The following is a 26994-nucleotide window of genomic DNA, read 5'->3' as shown; positions in this document are numbered from 1 at the left end:
ATGCTTAAGATTTTCAACACCCTGAGTCGCCAGAAAGAGGAATTTAAACCGATCAATGCCGGACAAATCGGTATGTACGTGTGTGGCATTACCGTTTACGACCTTTGTCATATTGGCCATGGTCGCACTTTTGTCGCCTTCGATGTGGTGGCCCGCTATCTGCGCTATCTGGGCTATTCGTTGAAATATGTCCGTAATATTACCGACATTGATGACAAAATTATCAAGCGCGCCAGTGAAAATAAGCAAATTATTCAGCAGCTTACTGATGGCATGATCGCTGAAATGCACAAGGATTTTAAAGCGCTGAACATTCTGCCGCCGGATCTTGAACCCCGCGCCACTCAGCACATTAACGACATCATTGAACTGGTCAGCAAACTGATTGATCGTCAACACGCTTATGTCGCCAGCAACGGCGACGTGATGTTTTCGGTTGAAAGTGATGCCGACTACGGTTTGCTCTCCCGTCAGGATCTTGAGCAGTTACAGGCTGGTGCCCGGGTTGAAGTCAGCGCCGAGGTGAAGCGTAATCCAATGGATTTCGTGCTGTGGAAAATGTCGAAAGCGGGCGAGCCATGCTGGCCTTCACCCTGGGGAGACGGTCGCCCTGGCTGGCATATTGAGTGTTCAGCGATGAACTGCAAACAGCTGGGAACACATTTCGATATTCACGGCGGGGGTTCGGATCTGATGTTTCCGCATCATGAAAACGAGATTGCCCAGTCATCCTGCGCCCATGACGGCCCGTATGTGAATTACTGGATGCATTCCGGGATGGTGATGGTTGACCGCGAGAAAATGTCCAAATCGTTGAATAACTTTTTTACCGTGCGCGATGTGCTGGCGCATTACGATGCGGAAACCGTGCGCTATTTTCTGATGTCGGGTCATTATCGCAGTCAACTGAATTATGGCGAAGATAATCTGAAGCAGGCCCGCGCTGCACTGGAACGTCTGTATACCGCGTTGCGCAATACTGACGCTGCCGCGATGGCTGCGGGTGGTGAAGACTTTGAAGCCCGCTTTCGCGAAGCAATGGATGATGATTTCAATACGCCAGAAGCCTATTCCGTGCTGTTTGACATGGCGCGTGAAGTGAATCGCCTGAAAAGCGAAGATGCGGCGGCGGCGAATACGCTGGCTGCAAAAATGCGTCAGCTGGCAGCGGTACTGGGCCTGCTGGAGCAGGACCCGGATCTGTTCCTACAAAATGCGCATCAGAATGATGATGATGACAGCCAGGTTGCTGAAATTGAAGCGTTGATCCGGATGCGCAATGATGCCCGAAAAGAGAAAAACTGGGCGCAGGCAGATGTGGCACGCGACAAGCTGAACGAGCTGGGAATTGTTCTCGAAGACGGCCCGCAGGGAACCAGCTGGCGTCGCAGATAACAACGGATATCCGCTTTTCAGCCGGGCAAATGCAGCAAAGCCGCCCTCATCAAAAGGCGGCTTTGCTTTAGTGTGATATGGCGGGGTGGCAAACACCTGATGGTGCTGTTTCCACTTGTGCAGGTTCTGCACAGAAAGGCCTCGGCGCCAGAACCTCACCACCTGGCGTTATATCAGGCTGTCACCTTAACTGACATACTGTTGAAGCTGACCTGCTGACCCGCGGTAATTTTACAGCGTTTGCGGGTTTCAACGTTGCCATCAACTTTTACCAGACCGTCAGCAATAACCTCTTTTGCTGCACCACCGCTTTCCACCCAGCCTTCCAGTTTCAGCAGGTCACAGAGATCGACATGGGGATGTTTGCCCAGAGAAAACGTTGCCATTACTGTGTTCCTCCATCGTGAAACTCTTCACAGGCTTGCATCGTGTTCTGAATCAGCGTGGCCACCGTCATTGGGCCCACACCGCCGGGCACCGGCGTTATCCAGGCCGCGCGTTTTTCTGCTGCATCAAAATCGACATCGCCCACCACTTTGCCATTGTCCAGACGATTGATGCCAACATCGATAACGATTGCGCCCGGCTTAATCCAGTCACCCGGAATAAAGCCGGGTTTTCCTACCGCCACGACCAGCAAATCGGCATATTCCACATGATGACGCAGATCTTTGGTGAAGCGATGAGTCACGGTGGTGGTACAGCCTGCCAGTAACAACTCCATGCTCATTGGCCGACCCACGATGTTGGAGGCCCCAATCACCACGGCGTTAAGGCCGAAGGTGTCGATGTTGTATCGTTCAAGCAGAGTAATGATGCCGCGTGGGGTGCAGGGACGAAGCCTGGGCGCGCGCTGGCACAGACGGCCAACATTGTAGGGATGGAAGCCATCAACGTCTTTCGACGGTGAAATATGCTCCAGCACTTTGACGTAATCAATTCCTGCCGGCAGCGGCAACTGAACGAGGATCCCGTCAATGGTGTCATCGTTATTCAGGCGTTCGATCAGCGCCAGAAGTTCAGCTTCGCTGGTGGATGCGGGCAGATCGTACGAGCGGGAGACAAACCCCACTTCCTCACAGGCGCGGCGTTTGCTACCAACATAAATTTCTGAAGCGGGATCCTGACCGACCAGAATAACCGCCAGTCCGGGCGCACGCTGGCCAGCTGCAAGGCGTTGCTTTACTTTTTCGGCAACCTCTTGTCTCACCTGCTGCGCAATCGTTTTACCGTCAATAATCTTAGCTACCATCAGAAAGGGGATCCATCTGTGTTGAGTTGAAACGGGGAATGGTGGCTATTTTGTCAGAAGCAGGCTCTGCTGTCAGGCACAGTTTCAGCGGGAGTTGTTCAATAGTAGAGCAACAGGACGTTTTACCCGGTAAAATCGTTGACTCGTTGGGTTCGCACCGTATAATTCGACCCACGCAGTATCCCGTGCGCCCTTAGCTCAGCTGGATAGAGCACCGGCCTTCTAAGCCGTAGGTCACAGGTTCGAATCCTGTAGGGCGTGCCAAATTCATATCAAGAGACGTCAATCGACGTCTTTTTTTATGCCTAAAATTCAGTAAATTAGCGCTATATCAAGCATTCAAATTCAACCTGAGTCTATCGACATAAACCCACATCAAGTAATCTTTGTTGGTATATGTGTTGGTACAGGCCCGTTCAATGACTTTTTGTACCAACATCTAGTGATGGAGAGCAGCCAATGGCGCTAACAGATGTAAAAGTCAGAAGTGCGAAACCTACCGATAAAGCCTTTAAGCTTACCGATGGGGAAGGAATGCATTTGATGGTGCACCCGAACGGCTCTAAATACTGGCGGCTGCAGTACCGCTTCGATGGCAAACAGAAAACGTTGGCATTAGGTGTTTATCCTGAGATCTCGCTTTCTGAAGCCAGACAACGTCGTGATGAAGCTAAACGGAAGATTGCCAACGGCATCGATCCGGGTGAGCAGAAGAAGGTTGATAAGCAAACACGTAAAATTGCCATTGAGAACAACTTCAAAGCACTTGCTCTGGAATGGCATGAGTACAAGCTTCCGGGATGGTCAAAAGGCTATGCCGATGATCTAATGGAAGCGTTGGAGAATGACATCTTTCCGGACCTTGGCAAACGTCCCATCGCTGAAATCAAACCGCTAGAGATGCTGACGACGCTGCGCAAGTTAGAGAAGCGAGGCGTGCTGGATAAACTGCGTAAAATTCGGCAAGCCTGTAAGCAGGTGTTTACCTATGCCATCGTCACGGGTAGGGCGGAGACCAATCCAGTCGCCGATCTAGCCAGTGCGTTAGCTACCCCAAAACCTCAACATTTCCCTCATCTACTCGCTGATGAGCTACCAGCGTTTTTACAGGCATTGGAGAATTACAGCGGCAGTCCAATTACCCGACTTGCTACGCGTATTCTGATGTTAACTGGAGTTCGAACCATTGAGCTGAGGTTGGCTGAGTGGAGTGAGTTTGATCTCGATAAAGGGATTTGGGAAGTGCCGAAGGAGCGCATGAAGATGCGACGTCCGCATATCGTGCCTTTGTCTACTCAGGTCGTTAAGGCGTTGCGAGAGATTCAGGCTGTTACAGGGCGTTATTCATTAGTATTTCCAGGGCGGAACGATGCGGCTAAGCCCATGAGTGAGGCGAGCATAAATCAGGTGTTAAAGCGGATTGGATATCATGGCAAAGCGACAGGACATGGATTTCGGCACACGATGAGTACCATCTTACATGAGCAAGGGTACAACACGGCGTGGATTGAGCTGCAGTTAGCGCATGTGGACAAAAACACGATTCGCGGGACGTATAACCATGCGCAGTACCTGGAACAGAGAAGAGAGATGTTGCAGTGGTATGGGGATTATGTAGATGGACTATGACAAATAAATAGTATTTTGTGGCATAAAGTTCTTTAAACAACAAGTATCGGTTTGAGTATCCGGCTTTTGACCACTCGAAAATTAGTAGACGTTTCAATGCAAACGTTCAAACGGAAGGTTTCATCATGTTTCCATTCAATGATACTTTAGTGTCACATATGTATTAACCATTCTTTTTGAGCTTGTTTAGGTAGTGCATCTAGTCAACTGGTTGAATTTAATGATATTATGGCTGGTGTTTAATTTTTAATCCATTTAACTGTGTCAATAAGGATTAACCTTATGGGATTTAGAATTGCAGCAAGAGCACTGAGGCAATTAGGAGCCGAACTGATTACTTCAGATCATATCGCATTGAATGAATTAATTAAAAACGCTTTAGATGCAATGTCTAAAAGAGTTCGTATAAATGTAGAGAATCCTTTTCTTGTAGGAAAAGATGCTTTAGCTAATAAATTGGTTATTTTGCGGCCAGAAGAGCATGGTTCTCAGATAGAATTAAATATAACCAATAGAAATCAAGATATATTAGATAAATACAGTTCTCATTTTAAAAAAATACTTAAAAGAAATAAAATTGAGTTAAGTGATTTCATAACTTTAAATAAATCAATTCAGAAGGACTATATAACAAAAGCATTGGATTTACTCTATAACGATTTCTGTGTTATGGATATAGAGGATCAAGGGAATGGAATGGACTCTAAAACGTTAGAGAATGCTTTTCTGGTCATTGGTACTCCTAATAAATGGTTAGCAAATGATACAGATACACCTCTGTTAGGCGAAAAAGGTGTTGGTAGGTTATCAATGATGAGGCTAGGCCGTTATGCTTCAGTCATGTCAACGGTTTCTGGAAGTGCCGATCAATATTTAATTAATTTTGACTGGGAGAAATATAATGATCCAAGTCTTTATCTTGATGATATAAAAATTGATATTGAAGCTTTGGAAGATAGTGTTGAAGAAGATGAAAAAGGCACGAATATAAAAATAAGAGGATTATATGATTTTTGGGATGAGAAAAAGTTAAAGCTATTTATTAATGAATATTTACGCCGTCTTCAAAACCCTTTTAGCAAAGGAAAGAAAAGATTTCCTATTGACATTGTGCTGAATGGAAAGAGGCTGGAAATACCGACGTTATACAAATGGTTTATAGATGCAGCAAATATATATGCAGAAATAGATTTTAACACAGATGAAAAAATAACACTTACCAGAAAATTGAAATGGCGAGGAAATGAGTCATTCGATCCTAGAGAATGGTCAGAAAACGAATTGCTTGAAATATTCGACTCAACACAAGAGAAATTTAAAAATTTGGGAAGTTTTAAACTATGTTTATTATGGTTTAACCGTAGTGATATAAAAAATGATCTGCTAGACCATAGTGTTACTGAGGTTAAGACCGAATTAAATTTATGGTGCGGCGGCTATGCTATTTACCGTGATAATTTTAGAATCGGTTTAACTGGAAGCTTAGAAGATGACTGGCTAAAAGCAGATAGTGGTTCATTACGTTCTCAGGGGTTCAGCTTCAATCGGTATCAGACTGTGGGCGCACTGGATATTACGAAAAAAGGAAATCCAAAGCTAATCGATGCCGCAAATCGAGAGAAATTAGTTAATTGTGAAGAGTTGGATTTACTAAAAGAAATATTAACCTATATTAACGTAAAAGATATTAAATCCAACATTGAGTTTTATAAGGAAAATGAAAAGGATAAGCTTTCAGCAGAATTCACTGCGGAGGAAACTTTAAAGAATGCGAAAAAAAGATTAGATGATGCCTTAAAAAACACATCAATACTTGAGAAAGGGGCTACGAAAAAAGAAGATAAGGAGATCATAGCTGAAATAAAAAGCGTTTTGAAATCCCAGACTGAAAATATAAGAAAATATGAAAGGAGTTTGAAATTAGCTGAAGAGCAAAGAATGGAAGTCTTAGAACTGGCAGGGCTGGGTATGGTTGTAGATAAAATAGTGCATGAATTGGCAAGAATGAGCCGGACCACAATATCTAGCCTTGATATTATTGAAAAGAACAAGTCTAGTGAAGATATTAGCATTCAAATAAAAATCATTAAAGAACAGATAAAATCAATTGATAAAAGAATTAGAACTGTTGATACGTTAAGTCCTAGTGGAAGGCATCGTAAAGAAAACTTCAAAGTGTATGATGTGATAAAATCAACATTGTTAGGATTTGAAGGGCGATTTAAAAACCATAATATAATCTATTCAATTACCATTAATGGTAGTTCTAATGGAGATGAAAATTTCCAAGTCAATATGGTTATGGGACTATTGGCCTTAGCCCTTGAAAATTTAATCAGTAACTCTATCTATTGGCTTAACCATGTCACAACAAAGCAAAGAGAGATTCATATTGATATAGATACATTTTCTTTTGCTATCTCATTTACTGATAATGGTCCTGGCGTTGACCCGAGATATAAGGATGAAATATTTAAACCGTATTATACCACTAGTAGAAATGGAAAGGGATTAGGCCTATTTATTTCTAAGGAAATAGCGGAGTATCATCAAGCATCAATATATTTAGACTCTGCTCAAAATGAAAAAGGTCGGTTAAATACATTTATTCTAGAGTTACCTAAAGAGAAAAAATAAAATGAAAATCGCAGCAATTATTGATGATGAATTAAAATACCCAGCATTACCTGAAGATATTTTACGTGTTTTTTCAGATGATACATCACCGGAATATGAACAGCTAAGTTATTTTTTACTTTCTTCTGAAATCGTAGGAGATGAAAATGCAATATCCGATTTCATTTCCAGTAGTGGATTTATTGAAAACTGTTTACTTAGCGATAAATTTGTGGATGGTTTCAAAGCAGATTTCAAGAGTTCTTTATTAGCTTATCAAGATAATTATAATAACATCATGGAGAAATTAAATTTAATCTCCAAAGTGTTGAGAGATAATGGCTTTGAGGTGGAGTTGTTATCTAAAAGACCAGAGGATAATTCGGATTTAGAAAAGTACAATGTTATTTTTATGGATTTTTATATGGGGGATGATAATGACAATGTTGATAGATTATCGAAATATCTTGGCGGTATAAAGGGAGAGCCATTAATCTTTTTAATTTCGTCTCGTACAGAGTTAAATGACCTTAAAATAAAGTTTAGAAAAGAGGAAAAAATAAGTTCATTAGCATTTTCTATTCATAGCAAGGATATTTTATCTCAAGGTAATTCTGAGGTTAAAATAAACTTAATCTTACGGCAAATGATTGAATCAGTGAAAGAGGCTTCATCTTTTAAAAAATTAATATCGGCCTTTGAAAAGGCACATACAGATTCACTTATTAAAGTAAATGATTGTTTCTGGAATTTAGATTATTCATTTATACAAAAATTAAAATCAAGAACGGATAACGAAAACAATTCATTTTCGTAACATCTTTTATCTTTGTTAAGCCATTATAATAACTATCATCTTGAGAATAATGAAGACTTGTGTTCATCAATCGATGAATTAGAGACTGTGTTGAAAAAACCAAATAAGCTGGCTTGCTTTTCATCCGATTCTGAGATCTTATCACATGATCTTGATTCATCACTATTCCTAAGTGGAAGAAAACCCAAGATAAAGAGCTTTGATGCTTATAAGTCTGTAGAAGCTGTAGAAGCTGTAGAAGCTGTAGATGAAAAAAACTCTATAGATATTAATATTGCTGATATCTTACCTTTTGGGTCATTATTAGTTGATGGTGATAATAATGCTTTAATACATTGTACACAACAGTGTGACCTATCAAGAAACATTAAAAGAGATGACATTAATTTAATTTTTATTAACGCTTCTATTTTTAATGGGAAAGAAAACATCCGGAAAGAATCAAGTTACTCAACAGTACCTTTACCATCAACTATCTTCAATAAAAACAGTCAGTTGTGCATCAATCATAAAAAGATACTCGCAATACCGGCGGATGAAGCGTTGAGTTATTTGGGAATGAAAAATTATATTAATAAAGCAATCCTTAGAGAGGGAGCCGTCAGGCAGTATAGAGAAAAAATGTTTGATGAAATGTCACGGTTTGAAGCTCCTATCAGGAGTGGTAGTTTTTTGAATGTTTCCCTTAAAATCGAAAAAAGTGGCATTGAACCAATTGAATTCTTGAATGAACTTCGTGAAAATAGAGTTGTATTGAACGAGTTTATGACCGAAGGTAAACCAACGTATCATTTAATTGAGCAAAGAAATATTGAAGTCATTTGGTGGTTGAAGTCCAACTTAGATTTGGATTTGCTAGGACTGGACATATATCGACTTGAGGAAATATTAAAAGATCAATTACCTACCAAAAATAAACTAAACGATACGTATGTAGAAAGTAAAAAATTTATAATTTGCTTTGATAAAGATGTTAAGCCTCAAGGGCGAGACGTAATACTCAAGATAACCACTATTTAATAAAATGACGTCCGGGTAGCAGCCGGACGCTAGAAGTTTACTTATGACAGATTAAACATGCACTTCCACCCTCATCTTCTCCATATATATCATCAATATCATCTGGAGTGTTACGTTTGGGCCTTAATACATTGACAGGAATGCTTTTGGCCATTCTTTCTCTGCGAATTTCATATTCCTTTTTAATTTGTTGCATCCTGTCTGGTTGCTCTAATTGTGATAAAGATTCGCCTTTTGACCATGTAAACGGTGAGCCGTGCTCAAGAGAATCTTTCTCAAGGGCCTTCGCAGCTTCAAAAGCATTCGGATGCTTTTCTTTCAACCTGACCCATTCTATCTTCTGCTGGAAAAAGCAAAAAGTGCACCCACTGCGTGAACGCCATTCATAGTACTTAGGATAGCCAAGTCCTGATGATTCCAGAATGTCAATAACACCTGGTTTATCTATTCCAAAATCACGAAAAGGCAGCTTGATTTTTAAATTAGATGATTTTGATGTATAGCCTTCTCGGTAGTCTTCATCTGCACGTATTGCAACATATGATGTCACGTCATCCCCGGCAATTAACCAAGGTTTAATCCATTCTTCAAATGGCAACAATTTTAATTGTCTTGTACACCACCGGGTCTGGGGGCTTGGGAGAAAATGATTGTACTGCTTCAGCCAAAATCTAAAATCTCGACGAGGATTAAGGCGAGTAATAGGCTTGCCTAAGTAACCTTCCAGTCTACCTAGGAATTCATATACTTCAGGTAACTCCTCTCCAGTGTCTGTAAAAAAATAATCTATATCAAGATTGGGATAGGCATCACGCATGTATACTGCTAATGCAGCACTATCCTTACCTCCTGATAAACCTAGAACATGCCGTTCAGCCATTTACTCCTCCCGTTCACTTACAACCAGCTCCATTCCTACCTTGGCGATGATGGCCAAAGCCACTTCGGTATTTAGATTCTCATTTTGCAATATCGAAAAAATCTCTTCAAATTTTGAATGTATAGTTTTCTGATGGCCTTCGGAAATAGCAAAGGAGCGAGAAACAGTAACTGTTTCAGAACCAGTTCCCAGCACTAATGCTATTGCTTCGCTATGCGACTCTCTCCCCTGAACAGAAGCGAAAGCTTCCGCTTCACGAAAACGCCGAGCTAATTTACTTAGTTCTAAAATTGCTGAGTCGATATGACGGTCAACCCATCCTTTTGGAGGCGTTTCGACAGCAAAACTAATCAAACCTTCGATACATTCCGTTTTATTTTCGAAATTGGCTAATCGACCAGCAAAAGCATCTAGTTTCATATCGCCTAAAATTCCGGATACAGCATTAGCCCTAGCCTTAAGAGATGCAATATCATTTATGTTAGCATCTAATGCTAGGAAAAGTTTTTCTTTTACTTTGGATAACTCTTTATCATAGGCATCGAATAATTCACTAATTGTTGTTTTTAAAATATCGAAATAATCTTTACCTTCAGAAATATTTAATAGGGATACAAGATCAACAAATAGCACTTTATGTGGATCATTTGCTTTCAAAAGCATATCCCGAACAGACTTTGTGACAGAGCTAATTCTCTGCGTTTTCCGTGTCCAATCTGGTAGGCCATAAACCATACCAACAAGGCCTCTTGCTGCATCCAGAGGATCTATGGTGGTTTTATTGCTACAAACATCACTCAATATTTTTGAAATTCCTTCTAATATGCTGTTTTTATTTTTATTTAAAGCAATCCATCGTAATGAGAATCTAGCTGGTGATTGTAAGCACTCATCAATATCTGCATCATCAAGGTATGGCATAAACATGCCGTCTTTATAAAGTGCTATAGTGGATTTGTGAGCTAAAATAAATGCAATTAAAATAATAGGCATTAAGCCTTTTTTGATGCCAAATGGAGGTAAGCTCCAGCAGTCATAAACTTTTTCTACCGGAACTCGATTTTCTTCATTTGAGAAAAGCTTTTCTGTTGCATTCCACAAGTCACTTAAATGGCTGCTCGAATCTGCTTCTGGTGAAAGGAATGCTAATTCACCATTTTCATTTTTTCGATGTATACCAGTTTGGTTTAAGAGCGTATCGTATAGCCCTCTTTCTGCAGGATATCCTGAGAAACCAATAAATTCATCTTTCTCGTAATTAACCATTGCGTGTAATAATAATCGTCGGGCCTTAACACTGCTGCTTGAAATATTATCTCTATTTACCAATTCACTGTAAATATTAGGCGAAGAGTGATACACCTTATCTGCGAAATCGGATGCTAGTGTGGCGATTTTTTTATATTCAATCGGATTGTCATCTTGCCCATCATACCAAGATGTTTTCAACAAAGCAGACTGAAGCTGATGCTCAAGATCGGCACTTGTTGCAGATAATAAAGCATGAACTTCTCTACGAGCAATCCTATCACCTTCTAATGAACTATAATTTTTGATGTTTTCAAGAACAACAAGCTTTTCTGCCAATGAGTTAATACTTTTAAAATTATCTGGTATTCCAATAACGACAGGGAAAGGAGAGAATCGAGAATACTCCTTTGCAATTTTCCTTGCATTATTTTCTGCAGTTCTGCTATTTGGTACTGCAAGTATAAAACAACCAAACTCACCTCTTGTAGGATTAAAATTTTTAGCATGATTTTTAATTTCTTCAATATCGCTAAGAACAACTTCCATCCATCGCATAGTCCCAGTTTTGTGGTAATGTCTTTTAGCCACAACAGGATGCAGGCCCATGATCTTTGATAATTTCTTAAAGTTTATACCTGACAGTTTTGCCATTTCCTGAGACATGGCATTATCAATGTCAAAATCACTACCTTCAAAAATAGACCATGCATCCAAATAGCTTTTAAATATAGTGACTTTAAGGGAAGATAATTCATCTAATGCTTTAGATAGTTCATGATGATTTTTTTCAGGGAATAAGGATGCAAGAACTTTATTATTTGAAACTAAACCTGAACCACTTCTAAACAGATCTATAATGGCTATAGATTTAATTAAATCAACCAGAAATATATTGAAGGTTTTGGACTCAGTTCTTTCAACTGCATCAACAGCTTGTGTCCAGCGGTGACCATCTGAAGATGCTAATATACTTGGTTCAAGATTGGCTCGTAAGTAGTCCCAATAATCGCTTGCTCCATAATGTTCAAACTCATTGATTTTAGTCGTATTTAAATAATGCAAGAATCCTGATGGCTCTACTGAAGAAATAAAACCAAAGACGCTACGTTCATTCTGACCAAACTGCCGTTTTGAAATTGGACCAAGTAAGATTGCCATAATTGGATGTAATGGCCAGCACTTTATTAATGAGGCGGTAAGCTGCTTTTTAATACTTGTTCTCTTGTGTGTCAAAATATTTTCTACGGCATATGACGCGTCAGACACCCAAGCTGGAATCTCATTGGATTGTATTGCTTTACCTAGTAGATCAACAATTTCATCACTGGCTGCAATAAATGGTAGGTCAATATATCGGCCTTGAATTTTAGACCAATCATCTTTCGTGTTTATGCCTAGCCTCGAGGCATACTGTGAAAATGACTGATGTAAGATGCCAATAATTACAAGTTTTCCCTCAGAGCGAGCGGCAGCTTCTGCCAGTTCTTGGAAAAAGAATACATCATCTCCAATCTCAAGAGCTGCGGCTTCAAGGTACTTACCCATTTCATCAATTAAGATTATTACACCATCCTCATTCTTTTGCGATGCGAGAGAAAGTAATTCATCTATTAGTTCGGAAGAAGATGTTTTTTTATTTTTTTTTCTTCCTAGTGTTTTGTTAAGTGCTGTGTAAAGGTCTGACACAACACTTCCACGTCTACCAACAAGAGGAAGAATGCTCCAGCCATTTTTTACCGGAAATGCTTTGTCAAAACCGTTAATATGCTCAGTATTTAATGCATTGCGGGCCTTATTTCTCACTATAACATTTGAATGCAAAGCACTTCCTAGAACAACGGCAAGAGAAGATTTTCCACCGCCAAAAGGACCTGTTAAGGTAAAGCTACGCTGACTTGTACTCAAAATTTGATTGCATATATTTTCAATAACAGATAAGGCTGTGTTGTGGCAATAATAGCCATCTAAAGCTTCAAGTTTTCCCATATCCGAATCAACACGAATTGATCTTTGATATTGTGAGGATATGCTTACCACGTCAGATAGTAGCTTTTTTGATTTGTTATTTATCATACGCCCACCTAATCATTTTTTCTTTGAATTTTTCTTGTTCTATTTCTGTTAGAACTTTTTTGTGTATTTGCCTTAGTCCTGCCGAGTCAGTCCAGACCAACACGCCCTCAGAAAGATCAGATAGTTCGGTCAAATAATGGGCAACCGACTCTTCATCGAGTTTGAAAACTCTTCCGGGGGAGCCTTCGGTATAGATGATATTTTCAAAAGATAGGGAGCTCAAACCACATGCTATCTGTTCCCAAAAATCCAGCAATGCAAAAGCGAATATTCCTTTGTGCAATGATGCTTTTGGCCCACGGCGAAAAGCGTATTGCCCTTTGTGTATTTCCTGTAAAAGGCCTATTTCACCTAGTAAGGGCTCAGCATAATCTTCAGGGGAACCACCCGAAGAGCGCGGGGCGTAGCTACGAAGGCATACTTCCAAATCCCTCTCTAGTGTTGCAGGTGAAAGACGATGCCCAGGAACAATTTCTTTAGCATAATTAGCCAATACTCCTTCTAGATCTTTGCGAGTAAAAGCTGGCATCGTGACATGATTGAAGAGCCAATACCAAGTTGTTGAACGTAAACATTTGCCGGCAAGATACCAATGGATTAACCAAGCTGTTGATGGATGTTCAGCATAAGAATCAAAGCCGCTATCACTAAGGATTGAAGATGCAAGCTTTGTTAAGCTGAATTCTTTTGGAGTTGCATCTTCAATGATCCCACAAGCCAGAGCCCAATGGCGAATTGAGCTCACCATATTTTTACCAACACCAAAAGTGGCAATAGCATCTTTGTCAGTAAAGACAGACTTAAGTACCAAACCTTCTTTAGTTGATTGATCTACAAGCTTTTTTAACCACATTTGACGCAAGGGAAAGGTCTCATGTCCGGAGAAATGAGCTGGAACCTTACGATTACTCTCTGAAGTACTTTTCATTTTATTGCCTAACGATCTGTGGACTGGTGAATACTACCAGTTAGATCAATTAGGCACCATAACTCGGCAACTTCGTAGCAGTTGCTTTGGACATTTTTTTTTGAAATTTGTTTTTTACATAGGAGTCACTGTTTTAACTTGTTGATATTAAATTATATTGTATGTTTTTCCTGATTGAGATTTCCTCTATCAAGTTACATTTAATCACTATAAGGGATTTCTGGCCTGCCCCTCGTTGCTCTCTGATGCATCACCAGCCGCTCAAAAAATTGATCGGTAAAAACGATCGATAAAGATTTATCGATCTATCAAAACGATTATCTTTGCCACCGTAGCGTTGTTTATCCTTCTATTCCTTAACCTGCAGCATCGGCTCTGTGCCCGCCAGCACTGTGCGGATGCCACATCCTCAGGAATGCCTACATGAAACGCTGCGAGCGTTGCAATAAAAAGCGCGGTTTCATTGAGCGCCTGCTGTCCACGGATAAAACGCTCTGTGAAGAGTGCATGCATGATTTGATGCGCGAAGTCCGGGAGAAAACATCAGTGCCAGTCAGGCCACGCAAACGTTGAGAAGTGTTGACACTACTATGCCAAACACCATTGATGTCAGCGTTATTATCCCTGCATGGAATGCAGCCGATACCATTGGCGCATTGCTCCAGCAACTGCTGACCGAACACAACGTCAGCATGGAAATCATTGTGGTGGACGACGGTTCCACAGATGACACCCGCCACATCGTTGCCAGTATTGAGGACCCGCGCCTTGTATTCGTGACTCAATCGAACCTGGGCGTTTACGCTGCACGAAACGCAGCTCTGGCAATTCACAGGGGTGACTGGCTGCTGTTCCTCGATGCTGATGATGAGGTGAGCGACGGGTTTGTGTATAACCGTTGGCAGAAAGTGCAGGCAGCACAGGCCGATGTGATGGTAAGCAACGGCTGGCGGATTGAGCCAGATGGTCGAAGCAGAGCGATACATACCCGGCAGCCTTACGGGCAGCAGTTATCGGGCCATGACTGGATACATTATTGCGTAACCCAACGTGAGTGGCCGCACTATCTGTGGCTGCAGATTGCACGCTCATCTTACATCCGCTTGCATCAGTTGTGGTTTCATCCCGGCAAAAGCCATAAAGACATTCTCTGGACGATTGAACTGGCACTGAGTAACGCACGGTTCTACATCGCTGAGGATAAAGATTACGCCTATCGAATTAACACGGCCTCCATTACTAACCGTGCTGATTATTACGATGTCAGAGCGCTGAGCTATCTGGATGTGATTGCGGAGATTATTCGGTTCAGTGAGCAACCTGAGCATCAGGCCGTACGCAGGTATCTGCTCCGGCACGCACTGGTAGAGTCCCGCCACTTTCTGGGACTCTACCGCAACAATGTTCGCGACAGAGCAGCAATGCGGCACAGCTTCCGCGTGCGGATCTCCTCCGGCTGCTTGTTTCATGGCATAAGTAATTTCAGCGATCTGTGCTTTTATCTGAAGCTATGGCTGAGGATGCGTGGGTAGGTGGATCCATGCGGTTTGCTGCCTCTATGCTATAAATTCCGTCTCTGCAGTTAGCGCAAAACTTGCTTCCTGAATAGTAGGTTGAGCAATAAACGCAGTACCACTCGGTAATCGACTCCATAGCATCCAGATATCTGACGGTGTGCTTTAGTTTGCTGATGCGCTCTTCTTCCCTTACCGCTGGGTCAAGATGAGGACAGGATTTAAGTTTTCCGGAAGGCACACTCAGTTGATCGTGCTCAAACCAGGCACGTGCGCTTGCCGTTGCCGGATGCCATACCAAGACACAGCTACAGGAGGTGCAGTACAACTTATCCGGGAAGGACTGCATCGACTGGTTTGCTCTCCATAATTTATGCCGGTGGTCATGTGCAAGAAAGCATTTCATCATCCGAAAGCCATTGCGATGTTCAGATGCCGCAATCTCTTCAGCGCGTGTAACCGGTTCGGTTTTATCTGGCTGAATGAAACGACACGGTCGAAGTTTCATACTGGCGAGAGCCTTTGGGTCATGATCGAACCAGGCTTTACGGTGGGCGGATACCGTGCGCAAAATCAGCGGGCAACTGCAGTCTGCACAGTACCAGCGCCCACGTGGATAGCGCCGGGCGTATTCCGCGTTGATCAGCTCGTCTCTGCCTGTCCGTGCTACATCACATTTTTCCATCAGGCAGCCCCCTTAGCCCGCAAGGTGATGCTGTGTGCTCCTGTCCGGCAAGTTATGCAATAGAACTCACCGTGATAGTCATTACCACACGCCGTGCAGTGCCAGTCACCTTTGAAAATCATCGGCCAGATTTTGGGGACTGAGACACGCAGCATTTGAATCAGCTCGATTTCAGCGGGGTCGGGATGCACATAGGGGCAGTGTTGACGCCCATTTTCGGTCAGGTGCGTTTCAACATGTTCGAACCAGGGTGGGCTGGCTCGATGGTGAAGGCGTAAGCGGCTGTTACACAGGTGGCAGGTGTAATGAGCTTCTGGGTGATTCAGTGCTGAGGAGGCCGCAATTAATTTTCCATTGGCGTCATGAGCCATAAAAGATTGTGCATACATAGATAATTCCTTTTCGCTGAGTAGCACTCAGGCGTAATCCGTCCCATGGGCAGATTGGCGTGGTGTTACTGGCGGTGATGAGTCAGATGAGGGGAAGGGCGTTATTTACGGGACTGGTCGATGCGTTGTTGCAGCCAGGACTCTACTTCGCTTTGCAGCCAGCGGGAGCTGCGACTAAATTTGACTGGCTTGGGGAATTGCCCCTTGTTTATCAGGAAATAAAACCATTTGTCACTCAGACCGGTTAACTGGCAGATAAACGCCATATCGACGAACTGATCGCTGAGAATGCTGTAGCTGGGGTTATTCATCGTTTGTTCTCCATGTGAATTCAGGGAGAAGAAGTCAGGAGATAATCTCGCGTACTTCTTCAAACGAATCCGCTGGAACCTCAAATTTTATTGCTTAGCGTTATGCTGTGCCGATATAGCCAGTTTACGCCGTCTGCCATTACGCGCAGGAGGCGGGATGTCACTCCAGTGACCAATGGCTTTGCCGTTCTTCTGGTCTGTTTTACTGAGATAGCTCAGGATGTACTGCATATCCTGACGACCGTTGTAATCGTTATATGCCGTGACGCGCTCTCCCTGCACTTTGTAGTAATCCTGCGGCGCACAGTGAAATGCCAGCCCTTCGCCTGCGGTAACCTTCTCCCAAATCTCACGTAGCCGTTTAAATACAGGCCATGCCTTACGGCGTTTCTGACCGTTGAGGTAGAACGCTGTGTGAACGTGATAGCCGTGACCTTCGGTATGCTCCAGTACCCATGCATAACCCGCCATGTTGCTTATCGCCGTACTCCGTTGCATGAGTTCAGTGATATGTCCCACCAGCGTGTATATATCGGCCTGGGTACGCAGGGTACTGCCAGTCAGGTATGAGAAATCCACCCGAAGCATGAGCAGTCGAGAGTAGCGTTCAAATAAATGGTTCTGGTGATGCCGGAGATGTCGTCTCAACGTGCGGCACTGGAGGTAGTTCAGATTAGTGTCGGTGTGAACTGAATGCTGCAAGGAAAATTCCTCATGATGGTGATAGTCATGGGAATGGAAATTGGAGTCAGTTTTTACAGCGGTTTTTTGCCGCTCTGGTGGGTAACCGCCATCAGCAGTGTCTCGATGATGGCCAGACGGTGACGAGGGAGGGTAATCGTGCTCTCTTCATTAGAAACAGTATTAATTAAGCTTAATGACCCGATTAGAAGTCAGGTTTCATCGAGTTAAAACGTGGTCGGAAGTGGTTCTGAATCTTCGTTGCCCTATGGGCCATTTACTGGTAATCCTGGCTCGATTTTCAACGACAGGCTAATGCCTTCAGCGGAGTTAAGAAGAAGCATACCGCTTCAGCAAGGGTGTGGACGGGGAGTTTTCGACACCACTCCTTGACAGACATGGCGTTAGTGCATCTTTTAAAAATAAAAAACCATAATTTGTTTTTTAAATTTCTATAAAAAAAAATTATAAAACCACTATTTTTGTGTTAAAAATAGTTGAGTATCATGCTTTGAATGACAGACGTCTATGACATCTGATAATGGACTTTGCAGCTATGGCGGCAGGAGAGAATGATGAGCATATGGGACGATCTGAAGGCGTTTAAACTGCGGCGTGAGGATGAGGCTTACCAGAGCACCCTTCGCTATGGTGACATCAGCGACCGGTACTTGTTTGTCAGGATAGAACCGAAAAAGGAAGCGGAAGTTGAGACGAAAACGCCTGAAAAAGATGAGCCGAAATCGTCTGAGAGAGTGGAGCCGAATACACCTGAAGAAGCGAAAAGCCGTAAGCGTGAAAAGGTGTCATTACACGTTAGTGACCTGCTGGATACGGTTTATAGCGATCAAAAACGCAGCGGCGGTCGTGACTACATCAAACTGAATATGGGCATTAGAAACTCTGCCAGAATACAGGGTGATCGTATCTCCGAGAAGGTGAAAAAGACTCTTGCCAACGCTATTGGAGAGAAAGAGAGGACACTGAAGTACCTGCATGATCACTACCTCGACATTGCTAAACAGCATAAGCAGGTTGAGATGGTAACGCTGTCCTTTCACCTGCCCCGTGGCTGGCTGGACGATCAGCCCAGAGAACGGGATGTCAGGCTTTTCGCTGCCCTGGACGAGCTTGGACAACGTTTTGTAAGATTTAAGAAACTCATCACATCAGACCCCCTCTACAAAGCGGCTTGTGGCTACATCCGGTTGACTATGATGAACGCGAATTTTGAGCCATTTTATCTGGTCAATTTTTTCATAAAAAAATCACCTGAAGTTAAGATCGCCCCCTCACTGGTGCTTGATATTGGCAAAAAGTGGACTGGAGTAGTTGAAGATGAAGAGCCTGAACCGCAATGCGTCAGGTACTATCGGCTGTCAGGTGGTGCGGCACCTGACCGCGATGCTGATGAGCAACTGCTAACCTTATCTGCTTATAAAATTACGGATGTGGGACAGATTAAAAACAAAACAGAAAAGATCCTGGAGGTAAAAACCACCCGGAGACTTGTCATTGATAACAGCCGGAAAGGATATCTCACTCTGTTTCGTCTCCAGTCACAGATCCATAATCTCATTCCCGGTGTCAGGACGCTCACAAGTTCTAATGACTTCACTTACATAAATACCGAAGTCAGAAAACGAAGAAAAAACCAGAAAGCATCGATAGGAAAACCATCGAAGCCTGCAACACCAGACGCTGAAAGTCTTGAAAAAGAAATTACGGGTCTACGTACCACCACAGAAAGCACAGTTACCCAGTTGGTAAAGATGGAGGTAGAAGATTTTGATGACATTGCGATCTCAAATCTGCATGAGCACCTACCATGGTTTTATGATATGTCGAAAAATTTTGACGAGCACGTCGAGGGAGTTGTCACGAAGAATAAGCCTTAGTACTCCCGGGTGTTTTTTGTGGAGAGTGTCATATTTGTGTGGTGGTACGATGTCTGCTTTGAGCAAGGAGCGGGCATGATGCTTAGAACAGAAATGAAATTTCGGTTAGCGAATAGACGCAAAGGGCGCCGTTAACTAGGGGATTTTTTTTCAAAAAAAACCAATATGTTCTTGCGACTATAAAGTTACTAGTAAATACTAGACTTACTCAGTAATTACTCACCTAGGTATAAATGATCATGGCAAAAGTTACTAAACCACCCAGCAATCTCCCAGCCAAGCCGCTGCCAGCACCACCAGTGATCAAGGTTGAAAATTTGATGGCGAATCTAAATCTCGGGGCCAGTGAGCTGAGAGATTACACTATTACTCAAAAACCAGGTCATACCACTATTACCGCTACAACGACTGACGGACAGCACGTTCGTGTTGAAAAATATAATGGCAATAATGGGTTCACTGAAGGCTCAATGTCAGTATTTGTGCCTGGGAGTATCGAGGAACGCCGGGTTGAAGCCAGACGCCTTAAAGATAAGGGGCTCTCGCAAACAGCGATAGCTGAGAGACTGGGTGTCTCTCAGAAAACAATCAGCAATGACCTGACAAAATAAAGTCAGAGCTTTGCGGTTCTGGCAGTCCCATTGGGGCGTTTTTTTGTTTTGTAGCATATGGGCAGCATATAAATAATGCTGGATGCGCTTAACGCACAGCAACTATACCCTATATGACGGCTTTTGGAGTTCTGTCCGATCCAGAATGGTAAAAATAACTTTTTATTGAGGCTGTTGGGGATGATTGATGTCCGGCTCATGGCACATAGCAGACATCGATCTCGTACCACTAGCTCGAATCAGTTAATTGCTAAGGCGGCTGACCCGATGTAACTCTAAAAGTTTTTCAGATATATATCACCTTACCGAATCCCCTTCCGTATGACTTTTTCAGGCCATCCACACCGGATGGCCTTTTTTATGCTGAGAAGCCTATGAAAAAATCTTCAGGTTATGCCCTTATCCGCCGCCACTTACGGCGCTATCCAAGATCACTGCGTAGTAAACTCATTCGGGAATTAAACCAACTTGTCACCTATCAACCCGTGATTGGCATCATGGGCAAAACCGGTGTTGGCAAATCATCGCTTTGCAACGCGCTATTCCGCAGTGAAGTCTGTGGCGTGAACGCGGTGGAAGCCTGCACCCGACAGCCACAGCGCCTGCGGTTACGGTTTGGTAACCACTATCTGACACTCGTGGATCTCCCCGGCGTTGGTGAAAGCCAGCAGCGCGATGGCGAATACCGTGATATCTACCGCCAGCTTTTGCCCGAGCTGGACATGGTGATCTGGGTGTTCAAAGCTGATGATCGCGCTTTCTCCATTGAGGAACAGTTTTATCGTGAGGTGTTCCAGCAGTTCAGTGGCCCACTTCCACCCATTATCTGGGCGCTGAATCAGGTGGATAAAATCGAGCCCGCTGAGCAGTGGCGCTGGCCGTCTGCGCAGCCCTCACCTTTACAGGCGGATCACATCGCTCTGAAACAACAGGCGGTTGCCCGGCAGCTTGGTCTGGCAGAGAAAGATATCATCCCGGTTTCAGTGCGCGGACGTTACCGCTTACCCTCACTGGTTGAAAACATCATCACGAATCTCCCAAAGCAGGCCCGCAGTCCGCTGGTGCCGCACCTGCATTCGGGCTACCGCACCAGCAGCGTTATCAGCACAGCCCGCAACAGTTTTGGCGAGGGCGTCGTGGAGGTTATAGACCGTGTGATTGATCTGGCTCCATTACCTCAGTTAGCTCGCAGTGCGCTCCAGGCCGTCACGCATACAGTTGCCAGCGTGGCGGGTTCAGTCTGGTCATTTTTCTTCAAATGACGATCAGAATTGCCGATCGATACGATCGGTTATCTTCATTATCCCCCACCAGCTCTGGATTATAGAATCCGGCTGGCATTACCCCATTATTAAATTTAACCATTAAATATCAATGTGATGATTCACAGGGATTGTCACGCCCGGAGAGAACATGAAAAAGATAGTCACAGCAGCGCTGGTCGTTTGCGCAGCGTTTGTTGTTATGCCTGCGCACGCAGCAGATGAGGATAAATATCCCATCAAAGTTGATATCACCAAAAGCGGCTGGGAGTGCAATGACTGCGTCTATGTCACGGTGACAGCAAAAGTGGACAACATCCGCATTGAGAAGATTGACGTGAATCGCGGTAAATGCCCGCAGCTTAAACAGGGTGTAACCACCATTCAGGGGCGGCGGATGGAAGGATGGTGGCCGAACAAGGAAGCGTTTACACCGCGCAAAATGCAGTTCGCTGAAAGCCTGACGTGGCGCTTCGGCAACACGCTGTGGCAGCAGGGGATCGTCTGCAAAGTGATTGAGGCGCGGATTTATACGAACCAGGGCATGTTTACTTACGGCTAATTTTGCCCACCAAGCAGTATCACCACCTACCGCTAAATCCTATCTGAGAGAAACATCATGACTGAATTATTTACCCGACGTGCAGTGTTCGCCGCCCTGTGCCTGCCGCTGGCGTTCTCCTCCGCCGCAGCTCCAGCAGACGGAGGCGCACAGCTCATTACCGATGAACAGGGCTATATGGTGTGCCATCTGTGTGGGCCTGACAAAACCGACCGTAATCTGATGGCTGACTACCCGAAAGGTGCGAAGGAAAAAGCCGCCAACTATACCCGCGCCGGAGAGACGCGCCGATACGCCATTCTGATGTCATCCGATGCACCCGAAACAGCTGCAAATCAGACGCCGGATTTCTGGTATATCGATAAGCAGGCTGATTCTCCGTCCCTCACCAGCATTGTTTTCGACGACGACAATTCGAATCTGTCCCGTGCAGAAAATATCACCGTCGATGACGAGGCTGGTGTTAGCCGCCTCAGCGTTATCTGGGCTAACGGCAAACATAATGAATTTGCGCTGCCCGACTGAAGACTCATCCCCCTGACATCACAATTGCAGACGCCCCATTCGAAAGAACGGGGCTTTTTGCTTTATGCCAAGAAGGAATCACCATGAATCAAACCAAATCACCCGTCACCGCATCACCCGTACCGGACAGGCAGCGTCTTAACTTCTGGCCGAAACACTTCGGCAAAATCCCCCAGTGGATGCTGCTGGAGCCTCGCGCCTTCGCGTGGATGGCTCGCCTGTGCGAAGCCTACAACGGCGGATACTGGAATTATTACACGCTCAGCAACGATGGTGCCTTCATCGCACCCGACAGTGAAGATAACTGGGCCATGTTCAACAAACTGAATGGCAACAGCGCGGAGATGAGCAGCGAAGCCGCTGGCATCTCAGTCTGCCTGCTGAACTGGAGCCACCATGCCTGCAGAACCGGCAGCCCTGCCATGAGTGAACACTACTATCGCCTGCGCGAATTTGCGCTGAGCCATCCTGAAAGCAGCGCCATCATGCACATCATCGACTGACGCCGGAGGACATAATGGAAACGACTGCATTACCTCATCCACTCAATTCACACCGCACCATAAAACGCGCCCTGACGCTTATCGAAAATCACCTGCGTGAACCGGGCGTGTCGTTTACCTCAGCATCACTCACCCGCGACTGGCTGCGTCTGAACCTCGCAGGGCTGGAGCGGGAAGTATTCATGGTGGTGTTTCTGGACAATCAGAACCGGCTGCTGGCGCATGAAACGCTATTTCACGGCTCTATTACCAGCACGGAAATTCATCCCCGCGAAGTGGTTAAAGCCGCACTGCGGCACAACGCCGCTGCGGCCATCTTTGCCCACAACCATCCGTCCGGATATGCCGAGCCCAGCGATGCCGACCGGCGCATCACCGAACGGCTGAAAAAAGCGCTGGCGCTGGTTGAGGTGCGCGTGCTGGACCATCTGATTGTTGGCAGCAAAGAGATTGTCTCGTTCGCCGAACGCGGCTGGTCATAAAGGAGGACTTATGCATTCTCAACAATGGGGCCTGATGTGCGATAAAACGCCGTGCTTTGGTGCCAGGCTGGTGCAGGAAGGCAACCGGCTGCACTTTCTGGCTGACCGGGCTGGATTTACCGGCGACTTCAGCGACGATGAAGCGCTTCGCCTTGACCAAGCTTTTCCGCTGATAATGAAACAGCTGGAACAGATGCTGTCAGCCGGTGAACTAAATCCCCGCCATCAGCAACGCGTTACCCTGCGTCACATTGGGCTAGTTTGCGAAGCTGATACGCTCGGTTCACACGGTTACGTTTACATTGCGGTTTATCCCTCCCCGGCAGTCACCGGCTGACGCGCCGCATCTGACAACAGGATCACACCACATGCAAAATTTACCCTTACCCGAACCACGGGCGGCTGAACCCTGCCCGTCGCCCGTGCAAGTCTGACAGTTGCTGCTCACACATCTGCTGGATAAGCACTACGGCCTCACGCTCACCGACACGCCGTTTGGCGACGACAGCGTGATTCAGGCGCACATTAATGCCGGTATTTCCCTGTGTGATGCTGTCAATTTCATTGTGGAAAGGTATGAACTGGTGCGTACCGACCACAGCAGTTCGGACCTGAGCGAACGCTCTTCACTGATTGGTGCCATCGACATCCTGCGTGCCCGACGTGCAACTGGTCTGATAGTAAGCAGCGGCTACAGCACCATAACCCGCATCACAACGGGCCGGTATCGGGAGGGAAAAGAACAGTGAAAATCGCCCTGAACCTTTGCGCTGACAGTATCAGCGTGTTGGCGCTGAATATGGGCAAAATCGCGGTCGATGTTGACGGTATCGAGATCGCTGAGCTGATAGCTGCCGTTAATGCTCAAGGGCTTACGTTGCGTATCGCGGAGGAACCCGGCGAGGTGATTGTCGAACCCCCATTGCCTGCAGGCTCCAGCCTGGCTGGCGTCTGTTGCAGCACAGCCCATATCACCAGCGAGGATAATTCGCTGCTGTATACGCTTTCTCACCAGACGCAGGAATACAGCGATGCGGAGTGGATACATTTTACCGGCTCAGGATATCTCATCCGGCTGGATGCCTGGTCATTTCCGCTGCTGCGCCTGAAGCGACTGGGGCTGTCTAAGGCCTGCCGACGGCTTGTGGCTACGCTGAGAAGCCGTTACGGCATCGGTCTGATTCATCTCGATGCATTTGGCGAACTGCTGCCGGGATTTGGCACTTTTGATTGGTAACAGTGCTTGCCCAATCCTTTCATATTCCTTATCACATCAACACATGCACCCGCCCCTTAAACCGGCGGGTGTTTTCATTTAGGGAGACAACATGCAACCGGAATCAGACGTGCTAACCGACCATACCGATATTATCTGTTCCACCAGCATCGAGCGCATCGTCACCGGACGTGATGTAGCGCTGGCGCAGATTGAACAATTGATTCAGCAGCTCAACGCCATTTCTCAGCTCACTGCCGGAATTGGTGGTGGCAACACCTCTGACTGGGCGATGAAGCAGGGGCACCGCTATGACTGCTGGCTGATGGAAAAACCGGAGAAAGCGTTGCCAGTGATCACCCGCAATATTGACCGCAGCCTGTGGCGCGATCTGATGCTGAAATCTGGCATGCTATCGCTGATGGACGCGCAGGCCCGTACTCAGTGGTATCAGAATCTAGAAGACGGCGATCTACCGGTCATCAGTGAAGCCAATATTCTTAGCACCTTTGAACAGTTACATCAGAGCAAAGCGGACGTGTTTGAGCGGGGCATCATTAACGTATTCAAAGGACTGTCATGGAATTACAAAACGAACAACCCGTGTTTCTTCGGCAAGAAGATCATTATCAATAATCTGGTGACGCATAACCGCTGGGGATTCAGCCTGACGTGGGGATTCAGACGTGATCAACTAGCCGACCTTGAAAGAATGCTGTATTTGCTTGATGGCAAAGCGATACCTGACAATCGCGCAGACATTTCCATCAACCTGATGGACCACATCCGTGATAACCCCGGCAAAGACGTTTATGAGGATACGTATTTCTCCATCTGCTACTTTCAGAAGGGCACTGCGCATCTCACCTTCAAGCGCCCTGAGTTAGTGGAGAATATGAACAACATCATTGCTAAGCATTATCCAGGGATGTTGGCGTCTAGATAGTGAGGCGATACAATGGCTACTGCCTGAGGTAGTAAGCCGCACGGCAGACTTAACTAGCAAAACCACGCAAAACAATGTGTTGGTATATTCGTTGGTATATATTTTTTCGAACACGATTTTGTGGTTTTTAGTCAATGGTTTAGGGGGTTAATTTGAATCCTGTAGGGTCTATTAACATCCTTTCTGGTCTACTTTTTCCTTTTAAATCAGAATATAACACTTATCTATGGTCCAGTTTGGTCCAATGTGACCTATTGCGTTCTTGTTTCGATTGGGGGCAGGATAGGGGGCATTGCCAGGTTCAGTGAAATGGATGCCCCCATATGAATTTGACAGCTCGACAAATTTGTAAGTATCCCAGCTTTATTTCTACTCACTTTTTGAGATTTCCGATTTCTCCGCCATCAGCCGGTATTCCTCCGGCGTCAGATTATTCAGGGACTCATGAGGTCGCTCGCTGTTATATTCTGTCAGCCAGCGATCTGTGATCTCCCGTGCTTCATTCAGTGTTCTGAACAGATAAAAATCCAGTATTTCAGTCCGGTATGTACGATTAAATCGTTCGATAAAGACGTTTTGCCTCGGTTTGCCCGGCCTGATAAATTCCAGCATTACGCCGTGGTCTTCAGCCCACTCAGCCAGAGCCAGTGATATCAGCTCCGGCCCGTTATCCATATGCATCTTCAGCGGATAACCACGGTTTGCCACTATTCTCCAGCACCCGGACGACACGCTGTGCCGGGATACTCAGGTCAATTTCGATAGCCAGAGCCGCGCGGTTAAAATCATCCACGATGTTGAAAGTCCGAAAATGTCGGCCACATGTCAGCACGTCGTGCATAAAATCAATCGACCAGTTCTGGTTGAGTGCTTCCGGCGTTGCCAGCGGAGCCGGATTGCGCACCGGCAGGCGTTGTTTTCCCTTCGACGAAAATTCAGTTTCAGCAGACAGTAAATCCGGTGAACACGCTTGTGGTTCCAGACGTGGTCCTGCCTGCGAAGCACCTGAAAAAGCGTCTTAAATCCGTAGCGGGGGAAGCGTCAGCCACCTCAGTCAGCCTCTGGATCACTGCTTCATCACGTCGCGTATACGGCTGATAACGAAACACCGTCTTGCTCAGCGATAACGTCCTGCATGCCTGGCGTATGCTCATCGTAAACTGCGTGGTCAGATAGCTGACGAGCTCACGCTTTATCGCTGGTTTTAAAGTTTTTTTTCGATGACGTCTTTCAGCGCCCTGCATTCCAGACTCAGGTCGGCAAACATGTGCTTCAGACGACAATTCTCGTCTTCGGGATCTTTCATCTTTTTGATATCTGAAGCCTCCATCCCACCGTACTTTGCTTTCCAGTTGTAATAGCTGACTTCGGAAATACTGGCTTCTCGACAGACATCTTTAACGATACGTCCGGCTTCGACAGACTTCAGCGGCGATTATCTGGTGCTCGGTGAATTGTGCTTTGCGCATGGCGATCTCCTCCAGGAACATAGTCAGTATGCCGGAGGATCTCTAAAAGTGAATGGGCCGTTTTATCGGGATACTTAAA

Annotated in this window: 27 protein-coding genes, 1 tRNA gene and 1 pseudogene; 19 read left to right on the top strand and 10 right to left on the bottom strand. The window is 45.1% G+C overall.

Annotated elements, in window-relative coordinates; all coding sequences use genetic code 11:
• Window positions 1-1395 carry a cysteine--tRNA ligase gene (gene cysS / locus AC3RPL_RS14520; RefSeq protein ID WP_490740521.1) on the top strand — a complete coding sequence of 465 codons (1395 nt, stop codon included), beginning with the start codon at window positions 1-3 and terminating at the stop codon, window positions 1393-1395.
• Between the two features lie 173 nt (window positions 1396-1568).
• Here cysS and ybcJ read toward each other — a convergent pair whose 3' ends face one another.
• Window positions 1569-1781 carry a ribosome-associated protein YbcJ gene (gene ybcJ, locus AC3RPL_RS14515; RefSeq protein WP_034937477.1) on the bottom strand — a complete coding sequence of 71 codons (213 nt, stop codon included), beginning with the start codon at window positions 1779-1781 and terminating at the stop codon, window positions 1569-1571.
• The gene (gene folD / locus AC3RPL_RS14510; RefSeq protein WP_490740520.1) at window positions 1781-2647 is read right to left on the bottom strand and encodes a bifunctional methylenetetrahydrofolate dehydrogenase/methenyltetrahydrofolate cyclohydrolase FolD; all 867 of its coding nucleotides are present in this window, start codon (window positions 2645-2647) and stop codon (window positions 1781-1783) included. The genes ybcJ and folD overlap by 1 nt, the downstream gene beginning before the upstream one ends.
• Window positions 2648-2834: 187 nt before the next feature.
• On the opposite strand from folD, the gene AC3RPL_RS14505 reads away from it, so the two are divergent.
• The 5 genes from AC3RPL_RS14505 (at window position 2835) to AC3RPL_RS14485 (ending at window position 8729) form a co-directional block, all read left to right on the top strand.
• Window positions 2835-2911 (top strand) — tRNA-Arg (locus tag AC3RPL_RS14505).
• 195 nt (window positions 2912-3106) lie between these two features.
• Window positions 3107-4276: a tyrosine-type recombinase/integrase gene (locus AC3RPL_RS14500; RefSeq protein ID WP_490740519.1), complete on the top strand. Its 1170-nt coding sequence runs from the start codon at window positions 3107-3109 to the stop codon at window positions 4274-4276.
• A 282-nt stretch (window positions 4277-4558) separates the two neighbouring features.
• Entirely contained in the window at window positions 4559-6913 is a 2355-nt protein-coding gene (locus AC3RPL_RS14495; RefSeq protein WP_490740518.1) for an ATP-binding protein, read from the top strand.
• 1 nt (window position 6914) lies between these two features.
• Window positions 6915-7709 carry a hypothetical protein gene (locus AC3RPL_RS14490; protein WP_490740517.1) on the top strand — a complete coding sequence of 265 codons (795 nt, stop codon included), beginning with the start codon at window positions 6915-6917 and terminating at the stop codon, window positions 7707-7709.
• An 87-nt stretch (window positions 7710-7796) separates the two neighbouring features.
• Window positions 7797-8729: a hypothetical protein gene (locus AC3RPL_RS14485; protein ID WP_490740516.1), complete on the top strand. Its 933-nt coding sequence runs from the start codon at window positions 7797-7799 to the stop codon at window positions 8727-8729.
• Window positions 8730-8766: 37 nt separating this feature from the next.
• Here the strand turns inward: AC3RPL_RS14485 and AC3RPL_RS14480 are convergent, their stop codons facing one another.
• The 3 genes from AC3RPL_RS14480 to AC3RPL_RS14470 are packed head-to-tail and all read right to left on the bottom strand — an operon-like array spanning window position 8767 to window position 13861.
• Window positions 8767-9609 carry a phosphoadenosine phosphosulfate reductase domain-containing protein gene (locus tag AC3RPL_RS14480; protein ID WP_490740515.1) on the bottom strand — a complete coding sequence of 281 codons (843 nt, stop codon included), beginning with the start codon at window positions 9607-9609 and terminating at the stop codon, window positions 8767-8769.
• Entirely contained in the window at window positions 9610-12933 is a 3324-nt protein-coding gene (locus AC3RPL_RS14475; RefSeq protein WP_490740514.1) for an ATP-binding protein, read from the bottom strand.
• Entirely contained in the window at window positions 12923-13861 is a 939-nt protein-coding gene (locus tag AC3RPL_RS14470) for a DUF4007 family protein (RefSeq protein ID WP_490740513.1), read from the bottom strand. The genes AC3RPL_RS14475 and AC3RPL_RS14470 overlap by 11 nt, the downstream gene beginning before the upstream one ends.
• A 423-nt stretch (window positions 13862-14284) precedes the next feature.
• Between AC3RPL_RS14470 and AC3RPL_RS14465 the strand changes: the two genes are divergently transcribed.
• Together AC3RPL_RS14465 and AC3RPL_RS14460 are read left to right on the top strand one after the other, a co-directional pair.
• Entirely contained in the window at window positions 14285-14434 is a 150-nt protein-coding gene (locus AC3RPL_RS14465; RefSeq protein ID WP_490740512.1) for a hypothetical protein, read from the top strand.
• A 17-nt stretch (window positions 14435-14451) separates the two neighbouring features.
• A complete protein-coding gene (locus AC3RPL_RS14460) occupies window positions 14452-15393 on the top strand; it encodes a glycosyltransferase (protein ID WP_490740511.1) in 942 nt (313 codons plus the stop codon).
• Here the strand turns inward: AC3RPL_RS14460 and AC3RPL_RS14455 are convergent.
• The 4 genes from AC3RPL_RS14455 to AC3RPL_RS14440 all read right to left on the bottom strand — a co-directional run bounded on the left by AC3RPL_RS14455 (window position 15344) and on the right by AC3RPL_RS14440 (window position 17462).
• The gene (locus tag AC3RPL_RS14455) at window positions 15344-16060 is read right to left on the bottom strand and encodes a putative zinc ribbon protein (protein WP_490740510.1); all 717 of its coding nucleotides are present in this window, start codon (window positions 16058-16060) and stop codon (window positions 15344-15346) included. The two genes, AC3RPL_RS14460 and AC3RPL_RS14455, sit on opposite strands and share 50 nt — an antisense overlap.
• Complete coding sequence (locus AC3RPL_RS14450) at window positions 16060-16449, bottom strand: putative zinc ribbon protein (protein ID WP_490740509.1); 390 nt, start codon at window positions 16447-16449, stop codon at window positions 16060-16062. Before AC3RPL_RS14450 ends, AC3RPL_RS14455 begins: the two co-directional genes overlap by 1 nt.
• 101 nt (window positions 16450-16550) lie before the next feature.
• The gene (locus tag AC3RPL_RS14445; protein ID WP_490740508.1) at window positions 16551-16760 is read right to left on the bottom strand and encodes a helix-turn-helix transcriptional regulator; all 210 of its coding nucleotides are present in this window, start codon (window positions 16758-16760) and stop codon (window positions 16551-16553) included.
• An 87-nt stretch (window positions 16761-16847) separates the two neighbouring features.
• Window positions 16848-17462, bottom strand: coding sequence for a YagK/YfjJ domain-containing protein (locus AC3RPL_RS14440; RefSeq protein WP_490740507.1), 615 nt, complete (start codon window positions 17460-17462; stop codon window positions 16848-16850).
• A gap of 554 nt (window positions 17463-18016) precedes the next feature.
• Between AC3RPL_RS14440 and AC3RPL_RS14435 the strand changes: the two genes are divergently transcribed.
• The 11 genes from AC3RPL_RS14435 to AC3RPL_RS14385 all read left to right on the top strand — a co-directional run bounded on the left by AC3RPL_RS14435 (window position 18017) and on the right by AC3RPL_RS14385 (window position 25446).
• Window positions 18017-19339, top strand: coding sequence for a hypothetical protein (locus tag AC3RPL_RS14435; RefSeq protein WP_490740506.1), 1323 nt, complete (start codon window positions 18017-18019; stop codon window positions 19337-19339).
• A 239-nt stretch (window positions 19340-19578) separates the two neighbouring features.
• On the top strand, window positions 19579-19950 hold the full coding sequence (locus AC3RPL_RS14430; protein WP_490740505.1) for a helix-turn-helix domain-containing protein: 372 nt from the start codon (window positions 19579-19581) through the stop codon (window positions 19948-19950).
• Window positions 19951-20324: 374 nt separating this feature from the next.
• Window positions 20325-21212: a GTPase family protein gene (locus AC3RPL_RS14425; RefSeq protein ID WP_490740504.1), complete on the top strand. Its 888-nt coding sequence runs from the start codon at window positions 20325-20327 to the stop codon at window positions 21210-21212.
• A 151-nt stretch (window positions 21213-21363) separates the two neighbouring features.
• A complete protein-coding gene (locus AC3RPL_RS14420; RefSeq protein WP_490740503.1) occupies window positions 21364-21774 on the top strand; it encodes a hypothetical protein in 411 nt (136 codons plus the stop codon).
• A 57-nt stretch (window positions 21775-21831) separates the two neighbouring features.
• On the top strand, window positions 21832-22299 hold the full coding sequence (locus AC3RPL_RS14415) for a hypothetical protein (RefSeq protein ID WP_490740502.1): 468 nt from the start codon (window positions 21832-21834) through the stop codon (window positions 22297-22299).
• 83 nt (window positions 22300-22382) lie between these two features.
• Complete coding sequence (locus tag AC3RPL_RS14410) at window positions 22383-22802, top strand: antirestriction protein (RefSeq protein ID WP_490740501.1); 420 nt, start codon at window positions 22383-22385, stop codon at window positions 22800-22802.
• 14 nt (window positions 22803-22816) lie between these two features.
• On the top strand, window positions 22817-23284 hold the full coding sequence (radC, locus tag AC3RPL_RS14405; protein ID WP_490740500.1) for a RadC family protein: 468 nt from the start codon (window positions 22817-22819) through the stop codon (window positions 23282-23284).
• 10 nt (window positions 23285-23294) lie between these two features.
• Window positions 23295-23621 (top strand): type IV toxin-antitoxin system YeeU family antitoxin, encoded by a 327-nt coding sequence (locus tag AC3RPL_RS14400; protein WP_490740499.1) that lies wholly within the window; start codon window positions 23295-23297, stop codon window positions 23619-23621.
• A 100-nt stretch (window positions 23622-23721) separates the two neighbouring features.
• On the top strand, window positions 23722-24033 hold the full coding sequence (locus AC3RPL_RS14395) for a TA system toxin CbtA family protein (protein ID WP_490740498.1): 312 nt from the start codon (window positions 23722-23724) through the stop codon (window positions 24031-24033).
• On the top strand, window positions 24030-24521 hold the full coding sequence (locus AC3RPL_RS14390; protein ID WP_490740497.1) for a DUF5983 family protein: 492 nt from the start codon (window positions 24030-24032) through the stop codon (window positions 24519-24521). Before AC3RPL_RS14395 ends, AC3RPL_RS14390 begins: the two co-directional genes overlap by 4 nt.
• 91 nt (window positions 24522-24612) lie before the next feature.
• The gene (locus AC3RPL_RS14385) at window positions 24613-25446 is read left to right on the top strand and encodes a DUF4942 domain-containing protein (RefSeq protein ID WP_490740496.1); all 834 of its coding nucleotides are present in this window, start codon (window positions 24613-24615) and stop codon (window positions 25444-25446) included.
• Between the two features lie 369 nt (window positions 25447-25815).
• Here AC3RPL_RS14385 and AC3RPL_RS14380 read toward each other — a convergent pair.
• Window positions 25816-26915 (bottom strand): annotated as a pseudogene (locus AC3RPL_RS14380) (IS3 family transposase).
• Between the last annotated feature and the right edge of the window lie 79 nt (window positions 26916-26994).

It is taken from the genome of Erwinia papayae, from assembly GCF_058241465.1.
Note: the sequence above shows the minus strand (reverse complement) of the source record. Positions and strands in the feature narration are given on the sequence as shown.

Excerpts from the sequence above, each read along its gene's own strand:
- cysS (WP_490740521.1), top strand. The coding sequence starts at position 1 with ATGCTTAAGATTTTCAACACCCTGAGTCGCCAGAAAGAGGAATTTAAA.
- ybcJ (WP_034937477.1), bottom strand. The coding sequence starts at position 1,781 with ATGGCAACGTTTTCTCTGGGCAAACATCCCCATGTCGATCTCTGTGAC.
- folD (WP_490740520.1), bottom strand. The coding sequence starts at position 2,647 with ATGGTAGCTAAGATTATTGACGGTAAAACGATTGCGCAGCAGGTGAGA.
- AC3RPL_RS14500 (WP_490740519.1), top strand. The coding sequence starts at position 3,107 with ATGGCGCTAACAGATGTAAAAGTCAGAAGTGCGAAACCTACCGATAAA.
- AC3RPL_RS14495 (WP_490740518.1), top strand. The coding sequence starts at position 4,559 with ATGGGATTTAGAATTGCAGCAAGAGCACTGAGGCAATTAGGAGCCGAA.
- AC3RPL_RS14490 (WP_490740517.1), top strand. The coding sequence starts at position 6,915 with ATGAAAATCGCAGCAATTATTGATGATGAATTAAAATACCCAGCATTA.
- AC3RPL_RS14480 (WP_490740515.1), bottom strand. The coding sequence starts at position 9,609 with ATGGCTGAACGGCATGTTCTAGGTTTATCAGGAGGTAAGGATAGTGCT.
- AC3RPL_RS14475 (WP_490740514.1), bottom strand. The coding sequence starts at position 12,933 with ATGATAAATAACAAATCAAAAAAGCTACTATCTGACGTGGTAAGCATA.
- AC3RPL_RS14470 (WP_490740513.1), bottom strand. The coding sequence starts at position 13,861 with ATGAAAAGTACTTCAGAGAGTAATCGTAAGGTTCCAGCTCATTTCTCC.
- AC3RPL_RS14465 (WP_490740512.1), top strand. The coding sequence starts at position 14,285 with ATGAAACGCTGCGAGCGTTGCAATAAAAAGCGCGGTTTCATTGAGCGC.
- AC3RPL_RS14460 (WP_490740511.1), top strand. The coding sequence starts at position 14,452 with ATGCCAAACACCATTGATGTCAGCGTTATTATCCCTGCATGGAATGCA.
- AC3RPL_RS14455 (WP_490740510.1), bottom strand. The coding sequence starts at position 16,060 with ATGGAAAAATGTGATGTAGCACGGACAGGCAGAGACGAGCTGATCAAC.
- AC3RPL_RS14450 (WP_490740509.1), bottom strand. The coding sequence starts at position 16,449 with ATGTATGCACAATCTTTTATGGCTCATGACGCCAATGGAAAATTAATT.
- AC3RPL_RS14445 (WP_490740508.1), bottom strand. The coding sequence starts at position 16,760 with ATGAATAACCCCAGCTACAGCATTCTCAGCGATCAGTTCGTCGATATG.
- AC3RPL_RS14435 (WP_490740506.1), top strand. The coding sequence starts at position 18,017 with ATGAGCATATGGGACGATCTGAAGGCGTTTAAACTGCGGCGTGAGGAT.
- AC3RPL_RS14430 (WP_490740505.1), top strand. The coding sequence starts at position 19,579 with ATGGCAAAAGTTACTAAACCACCCAGCAATCTCCCAGCCAAGCCGCTG.
- AC3RPL_RS14425 (WP_490740504.1), top strand. The coding sequence starts at position 20,325 with ATGAAAAAATCTTCAGGTTATGCCCTTATCCGCCGCCACTTACGGCGC.
- AC3RPL_RS14420 (WP_490740503.1), top strand. The coding sequence starts at position 21,364 with ATGAAAAAGATAGTCACAGCAGCGCTGGTCGTTTGCGCAGCGTTTGTT.
- AC3RPL_RS14415 (WP_490740502.1), top strand. The coding sequence starts at position 21,832 with ATGACTGAATTATTTACCCGACGTGCAGTGTTCGCCGCCCTGTGCCTG.
- AC3RPL_RS14410 (WP_490740501.1), top strand. The coding sequence starts at position 22,383 with ATGAATCAAACCAAATCACCCGTCACCGCATCACCCGTACCGGACAGG.
- radC (WP_490740500.1), top strand. The coding sequence starts at position 22,817 with ATGGAAACGACTGCATTACCTCATCCACTCAATTCACACCGCACCATA.
- AC3RPL_RS14400 (WP_490740499.1), top strand. The coding sequence starts at position 23,295 with ATGCATTCTCAACAATGGGGCCTGATGTGCGATAAAACGCCGTGCTTT.
- AC3RPL_RS14385 (WP_490740496.1), top strand. The coding sequence starts at position 24,613 with ATGCAACCGGAATCAGACGTGCTAACCGACCATACCGATATTATCTGT.